This window comes from Bacillus sp. JJ722 (assembly GCF_036963345.1).
Lineage (GTDB): Bacteria > Bacillota > Bacilli > Bacillales > DSM-1321 > Bacillus_AD.
Genome location: NZ_JBALMO010000009.1, coordinates 1 through 14896 on the forward strand (window position 1 = coordinate 1; position 14896 = coordinate 14896).

At 36.3% G+C, this 14896-nt stretch carries 11 protein-coding genes and 1 riboswitch; all 11 genes read left to right on the forward strand.

Features of this window, described 5'->3' with window-relative positions; all coding sequences use genetic code 11:
• The first annotated feature begins 267 nt into the window (after positions 1 to 267).
• The 11 genes from V7014_RS01635 (at position 268) to purK (ending at position 14885) form a co-directional block, all read left to right on the forward strand.
• Positions 268 to 2223: a BglG family transcription antiterminator gene (locus tag V7014_RS01635; RefSeq protein ID WP_335503425.1), complete on the forward strand. Its 1956-nt coding sequence runs from the start codon at positions 268 to 270 to the stop codon at positions 2221 to 2223.
• 169 nt (positions 2224 to 2392) lie between these two features.
• Positions 2393 to 4330: a PTS fructose transporter subunit IIABC gene (locus tag V7014_RS01640; RefSeq protein WP_335503428.1), complete on the forward strand. Its 1938-nt coding sequence runs from the start codon at positions 2393 to 2395 to the stop codon at positions 4328 to 4330.
• Positions 4331 to 4436: 106 nt separating this feature from the next.
• On the forward strand, positions 4437 to 5384 hold the full coding sequence (gene manA, locus V7014_RS01645; RefSeq protein WP_335503431.1) for a mannose-6-phosphate isomerase, class I: 948 nt from the start codon (positions 4437 to 4439) through the stop codon (positions 5382 to 5384).
• A 152-nt stretch (positions 5385 to 5536) separates the two neighbouring features.
• Entirely contained in the window at positions 5537 to 6289 is a 753-nt protein-coding gene (locus V7014_RS01650) for a DeoR/GlpR family DNA-binding transcription regulator (protein WP_335503433.1), read from the forward strand.
• On the forward strand, positions 6286 to 7197 hold the full coding sequence (gene pfkB, locus V7014_RS01655) for a 1-phosphofructokinase (protein ID WP_335503436.1): 912 nt from the start codon (positions 6286 to 6288) through the stop codon (positions 7195 to 7197). Before V7014_RS01650 ends, pfkB begins: the two co-directional genes overlap by 4 nt.
• Positions 7198 to 7218: 21 nt before the next feature.
• Positions 7219 to 9081 carry a PTS fructose transporter subunit IIABC gene (locus tag V7014_RS01660; RefSeq protein WP_335503439.1) on the forward strand — a complete coding sequence of 621 codons (1863 nt, stop codon included), beginning with the start codon at positions 7219 to 7221 and terminating at the stop codon, positions 9079 to 9081.
• Between the two features lie 437 nt (positions 9082 to 9518).
• The gene (locus tag V7014_RS01665; RefSeq protein WP_335503443.1) at positions 9519 to 11870 is read left to right on the forward strand and encodes an anaerobic ribonucleoside triphosphate reductase; all 2352 of its coding nucleotides are present in this window, start codon (positions 9519 to 9521) and stop codon (positions 11868 to 11870) included.
• A gap of 19 nt (positions 11871 to 11889) precedes the next feature.
• The gene (gene nrdG / locus V7014_RS01670; RefSeq protein WP_335503449.1) at positions 11890 to 12408 is read left to right on the forward strand and encodes an anaerobic ribonucleoside-triphosphate reductase activating protein; all 519 of its coding nucleotides are present in this window, start codon (positions 11890 to 11892) and stop codon (positions 12406 to 12408) included.
• A gap of 146 nt (positions 12409 to 12554) precedes the next feature.
• Complete coding sequence (locus V7014_RS01675) at positions 12555 to 12746, forward strand: NETI motif-containing protein (protein ID WP_335503452.1); 192 nt, start codon at positions 12555 to 12557, stop codon at positions 12744 to 12746.
• Positions 12747 to 12827: 81 nt separating this feature from the next.
• Positions 12828 to 12929: riboswitch (purine riboswitch) on the forward strand.
• Between the two features lie 356 nt (positions 12930 to 13285).
• On the forward strand, positions 13286 to 13774 hold the full coding sequence (purE, locus tag V7014_RS01680) for a 5-(carboxyamino)imidazole ribonucleotide mutase (protein WP_335503455.1): 489 nt from the start codon (positions 13286 to 13288) through the stop codon (positions 13772 to 13774).
• On the forward strand, positions 13758 to 14885 hold the full coding sequence (gene purK, locus V7014_RS01685; RefSeq protein WP_335503459.1) for a 5-(carboxyamino)imidazole ribonucleotide synthase: 1128 nt from the start codon (positions 13758 to 13760) through the stop codon (positions 14883 to 14885). Before purE ends, purK begins: the two co-directional genes overlap by 17 nt.
• Positions 14886 to 14896 lie beyond the last annotated feature (11 nt).

Sequence of the window (14896 nt, forward strand, 5' to 3'; positions counted from 1 at the left end):
GTAGGACGTTGCCAGGTTACTAAAGATCAGCTTTTTAGCTGGTCTTTTTTTATTAGGGCGAACTTAATAAACAAACACTGTTTAATTTTAGTTAAGAAATAAGGTTTATCGAAGGATGCTTATTTCATATATTTTATTTTACCGTTTTTATAAACGGTTAGAATAAGATTTATAGTATATAATGACTATGTGTTCCTGATAGGGATATATTGTTCTTATATGTAGGAGATTAAAAATAGTATTTAAAATTTGAAGGCGGAACAACTTATGAATACAAGACAGAGGGATATATTATGTATTTTAATAACAGAGTCGCAGCAATATATATTAGTCAATGATCTTGCCGAAAAGGTTGGATGCTCCGAGAAAACGATTCGTAATGACTTTAAGAAGATAGAAGAATTCCTTATTGAGAATTCCAATGCTTCATTAGTTAGAAAACCAGGATTGGGTGTTCATCTCCATATAGAGAACCATGAGAAAGTTAATTTATATAACATCCTTAATCTAGTTAATGAACATAATGAATATATTTCAGATGAAGAACGCAAGCTCCAAATAGCTTATCAGCTTTTAATGAGCACGAAAACCATAACTGCTCATGATTTTTCATCACAGTATTTTGTAAATAGAGCTGTTATTAAAAAAGATCTAGATCTAATAAAAAAATGGTTAGAAATGTTTGAATTAACACTCGTTTCAAAACAGAAGATAGGCTTAAGTATTGAAGGTGTTGAAGGGAATAAAAGGAGAGCATTAGCTAGGCTTTCAGAGCTAGTTAACAATCCGGACCTATCGTATAATTTCATTAAAAAGCAATTTTCATCACATGAAATTGATATTGTAAAAACAGAGTTAAAATCGTTGCAGAGGCGTTATTCTCTATACTTTACAGATGAATCATTTGAAGGCTTGCTTGTTCATACGTTATTTATGATTAAACGAGTGAAGTTAAATCAACCAATGTCCATTTATGAAAGTACAATGATTCAAGTGCGTAATAAAAAAGAACATAAGATGACGATTGAATTTCTAAAAAAATTAGAACCTTTATTTGCTGTTCATTTTCCGGAAGATGAAATTATATATTTAGCTTTACATATATTGGGAGGTAAGTTTCGTTATCAAGAAAATGATGAATTAGTGGAAACAATTGATTTTACTGAAAATAATATGATTCTGACAAATTTACTGAATCATTTAATTAAAGGGATGTCTGGTTTATACGCAATAGATTATGCTAGGGATCAAGTGCTTATTGATGGATTGAAAGTTCATTTATATACCACTTTAAATCGATTAAACTATGGATTAGTCGTTTCTAATCCGATGTTAAACGAGATAAAGAATATGTACCCGTATATGTTTAATATGATCATGACTGTTTTAGAAGATGCTAGTACGGAACTTCCATTTACAATACCGGAGGAAGAGGCTGCCTATCTTACTCTTCATTTTCAAGCGTCAGTCGAACGATTTGAAAAAAATGAGGGCAAAATGAAAAAGGCTGTTGTAGTATGTCATATGGGTATTGGTATGTCTCAATTGTTACGGACGAAGATTGAAAAAAACTTTCGATTTATAGACGTTCAAGATTGTATTTCCAAAGATGATTTAAAGTCATATTTAGCAAGTCATCATGTTGAACTGGTGATTTCCACCATTGATTTGAAAGTATCGAAAGTTCCTTACATTGTAGTGTCTCCATTATTATCAGTAGCAGAGGAAAAGAAACTGCAGGATTTTATTAAACAACTTGATCATCCTTCCAATAAGAAATCTAAGCAGTCTAGTTTTATGAAGTATGTAAATCCATTTTTAGTTTTTTTACAAGTGGAATCAGAACATCGTTTTAAGCTAATTGAAGAGTTAGCTGATGCTCTATATAAGAAGGGTTATGTTGAAAAAGAGTATGTTGCAAATGCAGTTATGAGAGAAAGAATGTCCTCAACTACCATTGGCGCTGGTATAGCCATTCCACATGGCAACCCTAAGTTGATTAAGCAGCCGGCTATAGCTATCGCGACATTAAAGCAGCCGCTTGAATGGGGATTAGAAAAAGTATCTTTAGTATTTATGTTAGCGGTCAAAAATGAGAATCAAGATGAAATGAAGCAATTATTTCAGGAGTTATCTTGGTTAAGTGAGCAGCCCGAATTGATTGAATCACTGATTAAAGAGACTGATACGATGACCTTTTTACATACACTTAATCGTATGTAATGAAGTCAATGCGGCTATTATTTAAGAAAGAGCGTATTAAATTTTTAAATAGTAGCTTTTTTCCGGAGATTACGGTAAAAATCAAAACTATATATTTTAAGACTCCCTGTATAGTAATAGTTAGATAGCAAAAGCTAAAACTGTTACAGCAATAGAGGAGGAAAGAGATATGAAATTATTAGCAATCACTTCATGTCCAAATGGTATTGCTCACACATATATGGCCGCTGAAAACCTTCAGAAGGCAGCTGACAAATTGGGAATCCAAATGAAAGTAGAGACCCAAGGTGGAGTTGGTGTTGAGAATGCATTAACGGCTCAAGAAATTCGTGAAGCTGATGGAATTATCATTGCAGCTGATCGAAAAGTAGATAAAGAGCGTTTTAAAGGTAAGCGCTTACTGGTGGTAGGGGTTAAGGAAGGTATACGAAACCCTGAAAAACTATTTAAACAATTTGAAGACAATCAAGTACCTGTGTATAAAGAATCAGAAGTAGATTCTAATGAAAGTACAGAATCAACTAATAAATCAGGTATTGTGAATGCTATTTATCGCCATTTAATGAACGGGGTTTCTTATATGGTTCCATTCATTGTTGTGGGTGGATTACTAGTAGCTATTTCACTTGCACTTGGTGGAGAAAATACTCCGGGTGGAATTGTGATTCCTGAGGATTCAATTTGGTTCACGATTAACAATATTGGTGGAGCGGCGTTCTCCTTCATGGTACCAATCTTAGCTGGTTTCATTGCATTTAGTATTGCGGACAAGCCTGGATTAGTGCCTGGTATGGTCGGTGGTTATATTGCAGCGACTGGGAGTTTCTATGGTAGTGAAGCAGGAGCAGGATTTCTTGGTGGTATCGTAGCTGGTTTCCTTGCTGGTTATATCGTATTAGCTATTAAAAAGCTTAAAGTACCAAAGGCTATTCAGCCAATTATGCCAATTATCGTTATTCCGGTATTTGCATCCCTTATAGTTGGTTTAGCATTTATTCTATTTATTGGAGCACCTATTTCTCAAGTTTTTGAAATGTTAACGGATTGGTTAGCGGGTATGCAAGGTACAAGTTCTATTTTCTTGGCAATGATTTTAGGAGCAATGATTGCTGTCGATATGGGTGGACCATTCAATAAAGTAGCATTTATGTTCGGTTCAGCAATGATTGTAGAAGGAAACTATGAAATTATGGGACCTATTGCTGTTGCAATCTGTATCCCTCCAATTGGATTAGGTCTTGCTACATTCGTAAGTAAACGTAAATTTGCAGCACAAGATAGAGAAGCGGGTAAAGCAGCATTTACAATGGGGTTATTTGGTATTACAGAAGGAGCAATACCATTTGCTGCCCAAGATCCACTTCGCGTTATCCCTAGTATTGTGGTTGGTTCTATGACTGGTTCAGTTATTGCGATGCTTTCCCATGTAGGAGATCGAGTTGCACATGGTGGACCAATTGTTGCGGTACTTGGTGCAGTAGATAATGTATTAATGTTCTTCGTAGCTGTTATTGCTGGTTCTATCGTAACTGCTATTATGGTTACTCTTTTAAAGAAAGATGTGGAGCAAGCTGAAACGCCAAAGGTTCAAGAAACAATGACAGAACCAAAAGAAAAACAAGTGCAACAAGCAGAAGAAGTGCAAAGTATTAATAAATTAACAGATATCACTAGTTATGAATTAATTGATACAGATTTAAAAGGTACGACTCAAGAAGAAATTATTGATGAAATGATTGAAAAATTAAACGTTGTTGGTGCTCTTGATTCTAAAGCAGCATTTAAAGAAGCAATCCTTAATCGTGAAAAGGAAAGCTCAACAGGAATTGGTATGAACATCGCTATTCCTCATGGTAAATCACAAGCCGTGAAAAAGCCTCGTGTCGTATTTGGTATTAAAAAAGATGGCGTGGATTGGAAAAGCCTTGATGGAACAGATGCCAAGTTAATTTTCATGATTGCTGTTCCTGAAAGAAGTGCAGGTAATGAACACTTGAAGATACTTCAAATGCTTTCTAGACAGCTAATGGATGACGGGTTTAGAGAACAATTATTATCTGCTCAAACTAAAGAGGAAGCCTATCAACTATTAGAAAATATTGAATAAAGCAACTGAGGCCTTATCACCATTATAATGGAGGATAGGCCTCCATTGCTTTTATTATATAGTTGATTCAGATATGAAAAAAGAACATTAGTATGAAGGAGTTGGATTGATCGTGAAACCATTGTTTTTTGAGCCAATATTTCAAGAAAGAATTTGGGGAGGAACAAGATTAACGTCTTTTGGTTATAACATTCCGTCAGATAAAACAGGTGAGTGTTGGGCTTTTTCTGCTCATCCAAATGGACCAAGTGTTGTAAAGAATGGACCTTTTAGAGGGCTATCCTTAGCAGATTTATGGAAAGAGCATCGTGAATTATTTGGTAATATAGAAGGTGATACTTTTCCTCTACTTACTAAGATATTAGATGCGAATGATGATTTATCTGTTCAAGTTCATCCAAATGATGAATATGCAAATAAGAATGAAAATGGTGAACTTGGCAAAACGGAATGTTGGTACATTATTGATTGTGATGAAGATGCTGAACTGATTTTTGGTCATAATGCTCAATCAAAAGAAAAACTTGAAAATATGATTGATAATGGAGAATGGGACAAATTACTTCGTATTGTAAAGATTCAAAAGGGTGATTTCTTCTATGTACCTAGTGGAACTGTACATGCGCTTTGTAAAGGTACATTAGTACTTGAGACGCAACAGAATTCAGATACTACTTATCGATTATATGATTACGATCGAAAAGACGATAAAGGAAATACACGAGAATTACATTTAGAAAAATCGAAAGATGTTATTACAGTACCGTTTGTTAATGAAGAATTAGCATTTGAAACGGAACAAATTGAGAAAGCGAAAGTGACTCATTTTGTTGCAAATGAATATTTTTCAGTGGACAAGTATGAGATACATGGAGAAGCTTCATTTAAGCAGTCATATCCATTTTTATTATGTAGCGTGATTGATGGAGATGGAAAGCTTGTTTGTAGTGATGGTGAACATGTATTAGAAAAAGGTGCACATTTCTTACTTCCATATAATTTTGGTGAATATAAACTTATTGGTAGTATGGAACTGATTGTATCTCACGTGTAAACTTTTTTAAAAAAATAAATGTTATTAAAAACCGCCACAATAAGTAGGCGGTTTATTTTTTGTGACGATTTGATTGCTTTTGGTCGATATTGATTGAATGTGACGTGATTTTATTTTATACTATTGATATTCTTAACAAAGGAAGTGACAGTATGTTAACTACAGAACGTCACCATATTATTCTTGAATTACTTTCTGAACATGGTGTTGTAGACCTGCAAACCTTGGTATATAAGACAGATTCCTCTGAATCAACGGTTCGAAGGGACCTAGCTCTTTTGGAGGGACAAGGGTTGTTAAGAAGAATCCATGGCGGAGCAACGCTTCCATATTCTAAAGTTGATGAGCCGAATATGAAAGATAAATCAGCCAAAAACCGTCATGATAAAAAAGCCATTGCAGAATTAGCTGCAAGTTGCATTCATGATGGAGATTGTATATATCTTGATGCGGGAAGTACTGTTGCAGAGATGGTGCCATTTCTAGCAAACAAGAAGATTGTTATTGTTACAAATGGTTTAATGCATGTTGAAGCATTAACTACGGCAAATATCCCGACATATATAATAGGTGGAAAAATTAAAAGTAATACAAATGCTATTGTAGGATCAGTAGCTATAGACAATTTAAAACAATATAGATTTGATAAAAGTTTTCTTGGCATGAACGGTGTGACTGTCCAAAGTGGCTTTACGACACCTGATCCTGAAGAGGCAGCTCTTAAAAAAGTAGCAATAAGTCTTTCTGAAACATCGTATGTGTTAGCTGATAGAACGAAATTTAAGGAGACCTTCTTTGCGAAAGTTGCTGATGTTGAGGAAGCTGTCATTATTACATCTAATTTAGATCCTACGCTTCGAAAAGATTTTGAAGCGAAAACAAACTTGAAGGTTGTGACATCATGATTTATACAGTAACACTAAATCCTTCTATCGATTATATCGTTGAAGTCGATCAATTTCAGTTAGATGCCTTAAATGTTATTGATCGTGAAAGTAAGTTTCCTGGTGGAAAAGGTATAAACGTGTCTCGTGTTTTAACGAATATCGGCATTTCAACTAAAGCATTAGGTTTTGTCGGTGGTTTTACAGGCAAGTTTATTCAAGACTCTTTAGAAGCTGAAGGCATTGTTCATGATTTTGTAAACGTTACCGATGATTCTCGAATCAATATTAAATTGAAAACCGGACAAGAGACAGAGATTAATGGACAAGGTCCTTCATTAACAGAAGATAATATTCAAACGTTATATTCAAAGCTAGAGAAGCTTGAAGAGGGAGATGTACTCATTTTAGCAGGAAGTATTCCTCCGTCACTACCAAGGACACTATATTCAGATTTAACGGCTAAATATAGTGAGCGAGGAATAAAAGTAATAGTAGATGCTGGTGGGAAGATATTAGCAGAAGTATTGAAAGAAAAACCGTTTCTAGTTAAACCAAATCATCATGAATTGAGCGATTTATTTGAAGTACAGATTGAGACGGTAGAAGAAGTAATTCCTTATGGTCGTAAAGTTATTGAAATGGGTGCAGAGAATGTCATCGTTTCAATGGCAGGGGCTGGAGCTTTACTATTCACTAAAGAAGCAACTTATACCGCAACAGTTCCTAAGGGAAAAGTGTTGAATTCAGTTGGAGCTGGGGATTCACTTGTAGCTGGGTTTATTGGAACATACACGAAAGAAAATGATTTTGTGAAGGCTTTCAAATATGCAGTTGCTACTGGAAGTGCGACAGCATTTAGCCGTGACTTAGCTTCAAAAGAAAAAATCGAGTCTTTATTGGATCAAGTGGAAATAACGAAACTATAATGCAGCGAGGGATGATATATCATGCGAATTACAGACTTATTGAAAAAAGATACAGTCATTATTGATTTAGCTGCTAAATCGAAAGATGCAGCAATAGATGAAATGTCGGCGAAATTACATGAAGCTGGACGTTTAAATGATTTAGAAACTTTTAAACAAGCAATTTTAAAGAGAGAGTCACAAAGTACAACAGGAATTGGTGAAGGTATCGCTATTCCGCATGCGAAGACGGAAGCGGTTAAAATCCCAGCGATTTGCTTTGCAAAGTCTGCTGAAGGTGTAGATTACGAATCATTAGATGGTCAACCAGCTAATCTATTATTCATGATTGCTGCTAGTGCAGGAGCGAATAATGAGCATTTAGAAACATTATCACGTCTATCTTCACTATTAATGGATGAAACATTCCGTAAAGAGTTATTAGGAGCTTCTTCACCTGATGAGGTTATTTCTATCATCGATCGTAAAGAATCGGAAGCAGACGGTGCAGAAGAAACTGTTGTTGAAACGAAAGAAGATGAAAAGCTAATTCTTGCCGCTACAGCATGCCCAACGGGAATTGCTCATACGTATATGGCAGCAGATGCTTTAAAAGCTAAGGCGAAAGAAATGGGCGTCCCTTTTAAAGTAGAAACTAATGGATCAACAGGCGTTAAGAATAAGCTTACTGATGAAGAAATTGCGAAAGCAACAACAATCATCGTCGCAGCAGATAAAAAAGTGGAAATGGATCGTTTTGATGGTAAGCATGTGATTGAAGTTCCTGTAGCTGCTGGAATTCGTAAAACAGAAGAGCTATTGAATAGAGCGGTCAATCAAGATGCGCCAATTTATAAAGCAAGTGGCCAATCTAGTTCGAAAGATGAATCATCTAAAGGTGGAAATTCATATTTCTACAAACCATTAATGAATGGTGTATCGAATATGTTACCATTCGTTGTTGGTGGTGGTTTATTAATTGCTTTATCATTCTTAATTGGTGGATTTAAAGCAGAAGGTACGATTGCAGAAGCATTAAGTACAATTGGTGGCGGTAATGCCTTCGCATTATTAGTACCTGTTCTAGCCGGTTTTATTGCTATGGGTATAGCGGATCGTCCAGGTTTTGCTCCTGGTATGGTTGGTGGTATGTTAGCAGCTTCAGGTGGAGCTGGTTTCCTTGGTGGCTTGATCGCTGGTTTCTTAGCAGGTTATATCGTTATTGGATTGAAGAAGATATTCGCTGGTTTACCACAATCTTTAGAAGGTCTTAAACCAGTATTAATATATCCATTCTTAGGTATTCTTATTACTGGTCTTATTATGATGTTTGTAGTTAATCCACCTGTGAAGTTAATAATGGATGGATTAACAGAATGGTTGAACGGTTTATCAGGAACTAACATTGTATTTCTGGGTATAATCTTAGGCGGTATGATGGCGGTTGATATGGGTGGTCCAATTAATAAAGCAGCCTTCACATTCGGTATTGCGATGATTGATGCAGGTAACTTTGCACCGCAGGCAGCAGTTATGATTGGCGGTATGGTTCCACCACTTGGTTTAGCTTTAGCGACAACTTTCTTTAAGAATAAATTTACAAAAGCTGAAAAAGAAGCTGGTAAAACAAACTATATTATGGGTATATCTTTCATCACTGAAGGCGCAATTCCATTCGCAGCGGCAGATCCAGTTCGTGTAATTGTAAGTTCTGTTATTGGTTCCGCTGTAGCAGGGGGACTTGCATTATTCTTCGGATGTACATTACAAGCTCCTCATGGAGGAATCTTTGTAATCTGGGCAGTAGAAAACCCATTTATGTACTTTGTATCATTAATAATCGGTTCAGTTGTTACAGCACTACTTGTTGGTTTCTGGAAGAAACCAGTACAGGAAAACATGTAAGGAAAAAAGGTATCCTCAGATTGTTTATCAATTTGAGGATACCTTTTTTTATTTATGCGAAAACCGACATTATCAAAACATTTGAATGGTATGTTTTGTCTTTCTTTCATGCTCTATTGATCTTTAGATCGCGTTAAGCTTGCAGGATTTTTAGAAAGCTATGAAAAATTGAGTAACTGATATTTCACGAATACTCATTTAACTAAATGAAAAGTTATGAGTAAATGGATAAAAAGTGAACTTTTTAATAAGATTATTTTACAATACTAGTATTTATTTTAACTGACATTGACGATAAATTTGTATTTTGATAGATTTAAATTAATAGACGGATGTGCCCTTTAACTTAAGTTAGAGGGGATTTTTTTTGATATTTAAACTATATATTGTGCTATGTTTATTTCTGTAATCAATATATAGCTTGATGGGGGATTGTAATGATTGATCAAGTGTGTAAGAGAGACGGTAGAATAAGACCATTTAATAAAGAAAAAATCACGAATGCTATTTATTTAGCTGCAGAGCAAGTAGCTACTAGAGAGGGAAAACAAGCGAATCACCAGACTTCAATGAAGTTAGCAGATGAAGTTATTACAATTTTGGATGAACGATTTGTAGGTAGTATTCCTAGTGTTGAGGATATACAAGATGTAGTAGTAAGAACTTTAATTAAGAGCGGTCATGTGAAATCGAGTGAGCAATATATTTTATATCGTGGTGAACGTAGTAGAATCCGTGATTCGAAGAGTAGATTAATGAAATCAATTAAAGAAATTACATTTTTAGATGCCGATGCGGCTGATATAAAACGTGAGAATGCTAATATTGACGGAAATACTGCGATGGGCACGATGCTTCAATATGGGAGTACGGTTTCAAAAGAATTTTGTAAGGCGAATATATTAAAGCCTGAGTATGCATATGCGCATGATTGTGGTGAAATTCACATACATGATATGGATTTTCTAAATATGGGTACATTAACTTGCTGTCAAATCGATGTGAAAAAACTTTTTAAAGGTGGATTCTCAACGGGCCATGGGTTCTTGCGTGAGCCTAACGACATTACTAGTTATGCGGCATTAGCTGCTATTGCCATTCAAAGCAATCAGAATGATCAACATGGTGGTCAAAGTATTCCTTTCTTTGATTATGGTCTAGCAGATGGTGTAAAGAAAACATTTAAGAAGTCGTATGTAAATCACTTACGGAAGGCAATACAGTTTTTGGATAATCCAGAGGAGGTAGAAGGGTTAAAAGAATTAGTACGGGAAGCTGAGGATTTAAGTGGTACTCAGCTGCAATTATCTTTAACGGATGCATATAAGAGTATAGAGAAAAAGCTATTCATGAATCAATTTCATATAGATGAACAGCTCGTTGAAAAAATTCAAAACTTCTCATATAAAGAAGCACAACTAGAAACAGATCAAAAAACGTATCAAGCGATGGAAGCTTTTATTCATAACTTAAATACAATGCATTCACGTGCGGGAGCTCAAGTCCCTTTTTCAAGTGTGAACTTTGGAACAGACACGTCAGCTGAAGGAAGGATGATTTCAAAGAATTTATTACTTTCATTAGAAAGCGGACTGGGCAATGGTGAGACACCGATTTTTCCTATTTTAATTTTCAAGGTAAAAGAAGGGATTAGCTTAAATCCAGAGGATCCGAACTATGATTTATTCCAGTTAGCTTGTCGAGTATCTGCTAAACGTCTTTTCCCTAACTTTAGTTTTTTGGATGCACCATTTAATGCAGCGTATTATGTTGAAGGAAAGCCGGAAACAGAAGCCACTTATATGGGCTGTCGTACGCGTGTCTTAGGTAATACCTGTGGCTCAGAGATTGTAAGTGGGCGAGGGAATCTTTCGTTTACAACAATTAATTTACCGCGTCTAGGAATTAAACATGGACTCGTATATGCTCATGAAAGTAATAGGAAAGCATTCTTTAACGAGCTAGATGAGAAAATAGATTTAGTGATTGACCAATTGCTTGAGAGAATGGATGTACAGGGTAGCAAATGTGTGAAGAACTTCCCGTTCCTTATGGGGCAACATATTTGGCAAGGCTCTGAGAATTTAGATTGGGACGATCAATTATCGGAAGTCATTAAGCAAGGGACATTAACTGTTGGTTTTATTGGCTTAGCAGAGTGTTTAGTTGCCTTGACAGGCAAGCATCATGGTGAAAGTGCAGAATCACAAGAGTTAGGATTGCAAATCATTCGCCATATGCGCAAGAGAATGGACGAAGCGGCTGTTCAATATGGTTTGAACTTCTCATTAATTGCAACCCCAGCAGAAGGGCTGTCTGGGCGTTTTACAGCTATTGATCGAGAGAAGTTCGGCACTATTGCGGGTATCACAGATCGCGAGTATTACACAAATTCTTTCCATGTTCCTGTTTATTATAAAATGAATGCCTTTGATAAAATCAAAACAGAGGCACCGTATCATGCACTGACGAATGCAGGGCATATTACGTATATTGAATTAGATGGTAACCCTTCACATAACTTAGAAGCGTTTGAAAGTATTATTCGGGCCATGAAGGAACTAGGAATTGGTTACGGTAGCATTAATCATCCCGTTGATCGTGATCCAATCTGCGGTTATTCAGGCGTTATTGAAGGTGATACATGTCCGGCATGCGGTCGCAGTGAAAAAGGAAGCGATACGAAGTTTGATAGAATTAGACGTATTACAGGTTATTTAGTTGGAACGGTAGAGCGATTTAATAATGCGAAAAAAGCGGAAGTAATGGATCGTGTGAAACATACGTAATGGTTAAGGAGCATACAAGATGAAGGTACGAGTTGCTGCGCCGCTTACGGTCGATAGTATTGTAGATGGACCAGGTTTACGAATGGTTTTATGGACACAAGGTTGTCCACATAAATGTGAAGGATGTCACAATCCGCAGACACATCCATTAGATGATGGCTTTGAACTATCTTGTGAAGAAATCATTGAGCAGATTCGTTCTTCTAAGTTACAACGAGGTATAACCTTTTCTGGTGGTGATCCGATTTTACAAGCTAAAGCATTACTACCGATTGCTATTGAAGCTAAGAACTGTGGATTCGATCTTTGGATGTATACAGGATATCGATGGGAAGAACTAATGAACGATTGTAATCCACACTATGAAGATCGTCTGTTGTTGCTTCGACAGATTGATGTTTTAGTTGATGGTCGTTTTGTAGAAGCGCAGAAGTCGCATGAACTTTTATTTAGAGGATCATCGAATCAACGGATTATTGATGTCAAGCAATCGTTAGAGAACGATACGGTTATTTTATGTAGAGAATATATGAATTGAAGATATAGGTAAATATATAAATCAAAAGACCGAGCTGTTAAAGTTGGTCTTTTTTTTGCTTGTTCTAATTGGCTAGATTGGATACACTATCTAGTATCTTATGAACGAAGAAAATTTTTACATGAAAATGGAGGAAGCGGTACTGTATGACTGCAAAGAAGAAATTTGAAGTGAAAGAAAATGAAACGATTGATATGTGTTTAGAGCGCATGAAGCTAGAAGGTTATATGCCAGTTAGGCGAATTGAAAAGCCGGTATTTAAAGAGGTTATTAAGAACGGTGAAACTATTTATGAACCTGAAGGAAGAAAAATTGTGTTTGATGGCCAAAAAATATAGTAAAAAGCGAACGATTAAATAAGTTATGTTATTATTGTTCGATTATTGGTTGACAGTAAATACGGTTGATTGTTAATATGAATCTAGAATAACAGTAACTCTCATATAATCTTGGGAATATGGCCCATAAGTTTCTACCTGATTACCGTAAATGATCGGACTATGAGAGAAAGTACAGGCTATTTAGGGTGCGTTGTCTCTTCTTCTTGTAGAAGCTTTTGGGATAAAAACAGTTCCCGAATAGTTTACTTTCTCTTGTGGAAGTAGACTATTCGGTTTTTTTATGTGTAAAACAGGGTATAAAATTAGTTGAATGTTTTTATAAAAAAAGCAAGTTATTTGTTCATGTTTAGCTCGATATTATGCATAAGCTGTTCCTTTTCAGAGATGGATTTTCTGTGAGGTCTGTCTTCTGCATGTCTGCATTTCAAATCAATCTAGCTTCAACGGCTAGCCTCTCGAGGCTGACCAAGCCGTTTCAGCTTTTTACGATGTCTAGCCATTCACCGGTGACGGCATTTCAAATAGGAGGGGAAATGATGAGGCCTCAGGTTGGCGTTATTATGGGGAGTATTTCGGACTGGGATACGATGAAATACGCGTGCGAAGAATTAGATAAATTTGAAATACCATATGAGAAGCAGGTCGTTTCGGCGCATCGAACACCTGATTTAATGTTTGAATATGCAGAAAGTGCGAGAGAGAAAGGAATTAAGGTCATTATTGCAGGTGCAGGAGGAGCTGCGCATTTACCAGGAATGGTAGCAGCGAAGACGACTTTACCTGTCATTGGTGTTCCTGTGCAATCTAGAGCTTTAAATGGTTTAGATTCACTTCTTTCCATTGTGCAAATGCCAGGTGGTGTACCGGTTGCGACTGTAGCGATTGGAAAAGCGGGAGCAACTAACGCTGGATTGCTAGCAACACAAATTTTATCCGCATTTGACGAGTCCTTAGCAGGTAAATTAGAAGAAATGCGAAATGAGACTAGAGAAAAGGTGTTAGAGAGCAGTGAACAACTTAAATAGAGTTATTTTACCCGGTCAAACTATTGGAATTATTGGTGGCGGTCAATTAGGTAGAATGATGGCTTTGGCAGCGAAAGCATCCGGATTTAATATTGCTGTCTTAGATCCAACACCAAATTGTCCGTGTGGTCAAGTGGCGGATATAGAGATTACAGCGCAATATAATGATTTACAAGCACTGCAGGAACTTGCTAACGTAAGCGATGTTATTACATTTGAATTTGAAAATATTAATGGTGAAGCACTTGAGTGGTTAAAGCAGCATGCTTATATACCCCAAGGTTCGGAATTGTTGAAAATTAGTCAAAATCGAATCATTGAAAAAGCAGCAATTACGGAAGCCGGGGTTGAAGTTGCCCCTTATGCGGTGATTCAAAACGTAGCTGATCTATATGAGCAAGTAGACATTATCGGATATCCAAGTGTATTAAAAACAGCAACAGGTGGATACGATGGTAAAGGGCAGCTAGTTCTTAGAAATAAGGAAGACATCGAGCAAGCAACAGAAATTTTGAATCATGGCGATTGCGTTTTAGAAGCATGGGTACCATTCGTGAAAGAAATCTCTGTTATTGTGACGCGCAATTTGGATGGTGAAACGAAAGTGTTTCCTGTGGCTGAAAACATACATCGCGAAAATATATTATATCAATCAATTGTACCAGCTCGAATCTCCAAGCGAACAGAGGATGCAACAATTGAAAAAGCGCTGCTCATTGCAAACTCTATGAAACTTGTAGGAACATTAGCGGTTGAAATGTTCATAACAGAAGAAGAGAAAATTTACATTAATGAATTGGCACCGAGACCGCATAATTCAGGTCACTATACGATGGAAGCCTGTGAAACATCCCAGTTTGAACAGCATATTCGAGCAGTTTGCAATTGGAAGCTTGCAGATACTACTTTGTTAAAGCCAGTGGTAATGGTGAATATTCTTGGTGAACATATGGAATCATTATTGAAGAAAATTCCTGAATTATATAATTGGAAAATTCATTTGTACGGCAAATCAGAAGCAAAGGTTAAGCGGAAGATGGGGCATGTGAATATTTTACGTAAATCAGTAATTGAAGCGTTAAATGAAGCAGAACGAAGCAATATATGGTAATGAAGTAGATA

Coding starts and splice junctions, on each gene's coding strand:
- V7014_RS01635 (WP_335503425.1), top strand. CDS start 268: ATGAATACAAGACAGAGGGATATATTATGTATTTTAATAACAGAGTCG.
- V7014_RS01640 (WP_335503428.1), top strand. CDS start 2,393: ATGAAATTATTAGCAATCACTTCATGTCCAAATGGTATTGCTCACACA.
- V7014_RS01650 (WP_335503433.1), top strand. CDS start 5,537: ATGTTAACTACAGAACGTCACCATATTATTCTTGAATTACTTTCTGAA.
- pfkB (WP_335503436.1), top strand. CDS start 6,286: ATGATTTATACAGTAACACTAAATCCTTCTATCGATTATATCGTTGAA.
- V7014_RS01660 (WP_335503439.1), top strand. CDS start 7,219: ATGCGAATTACAGACTTATTGAAAAAAGATACAGTCATTATTGATTTA.
- V7014_RS01665 (WP_335503443.1), top strand. CDS start 9,519: ATGATTGATCAAGTGTGTAAGAGAGACGGTAGAATAAGACCATTTAAT.
- nrdG (WP_335503449.1), top strand. CDS start 11,890: ATGAAGGTACGAGTTGCTGCGCCGCTTACGGTCGATAGTATTGTAGAT.
- V7014_RS01675 (WP_335503452.1), top strand. CDS start 12,555: ATGACTGCAAAGAAGAAATTTGAAGTGAAAGAAAATGAAACGATTGAT.
- purE (WP_335503455.1), top strand. CDS start 13,286: ATGAGGCCTCAGGTTGGCGTTATTATGGGGAGTATTTCGGACTGGGAT.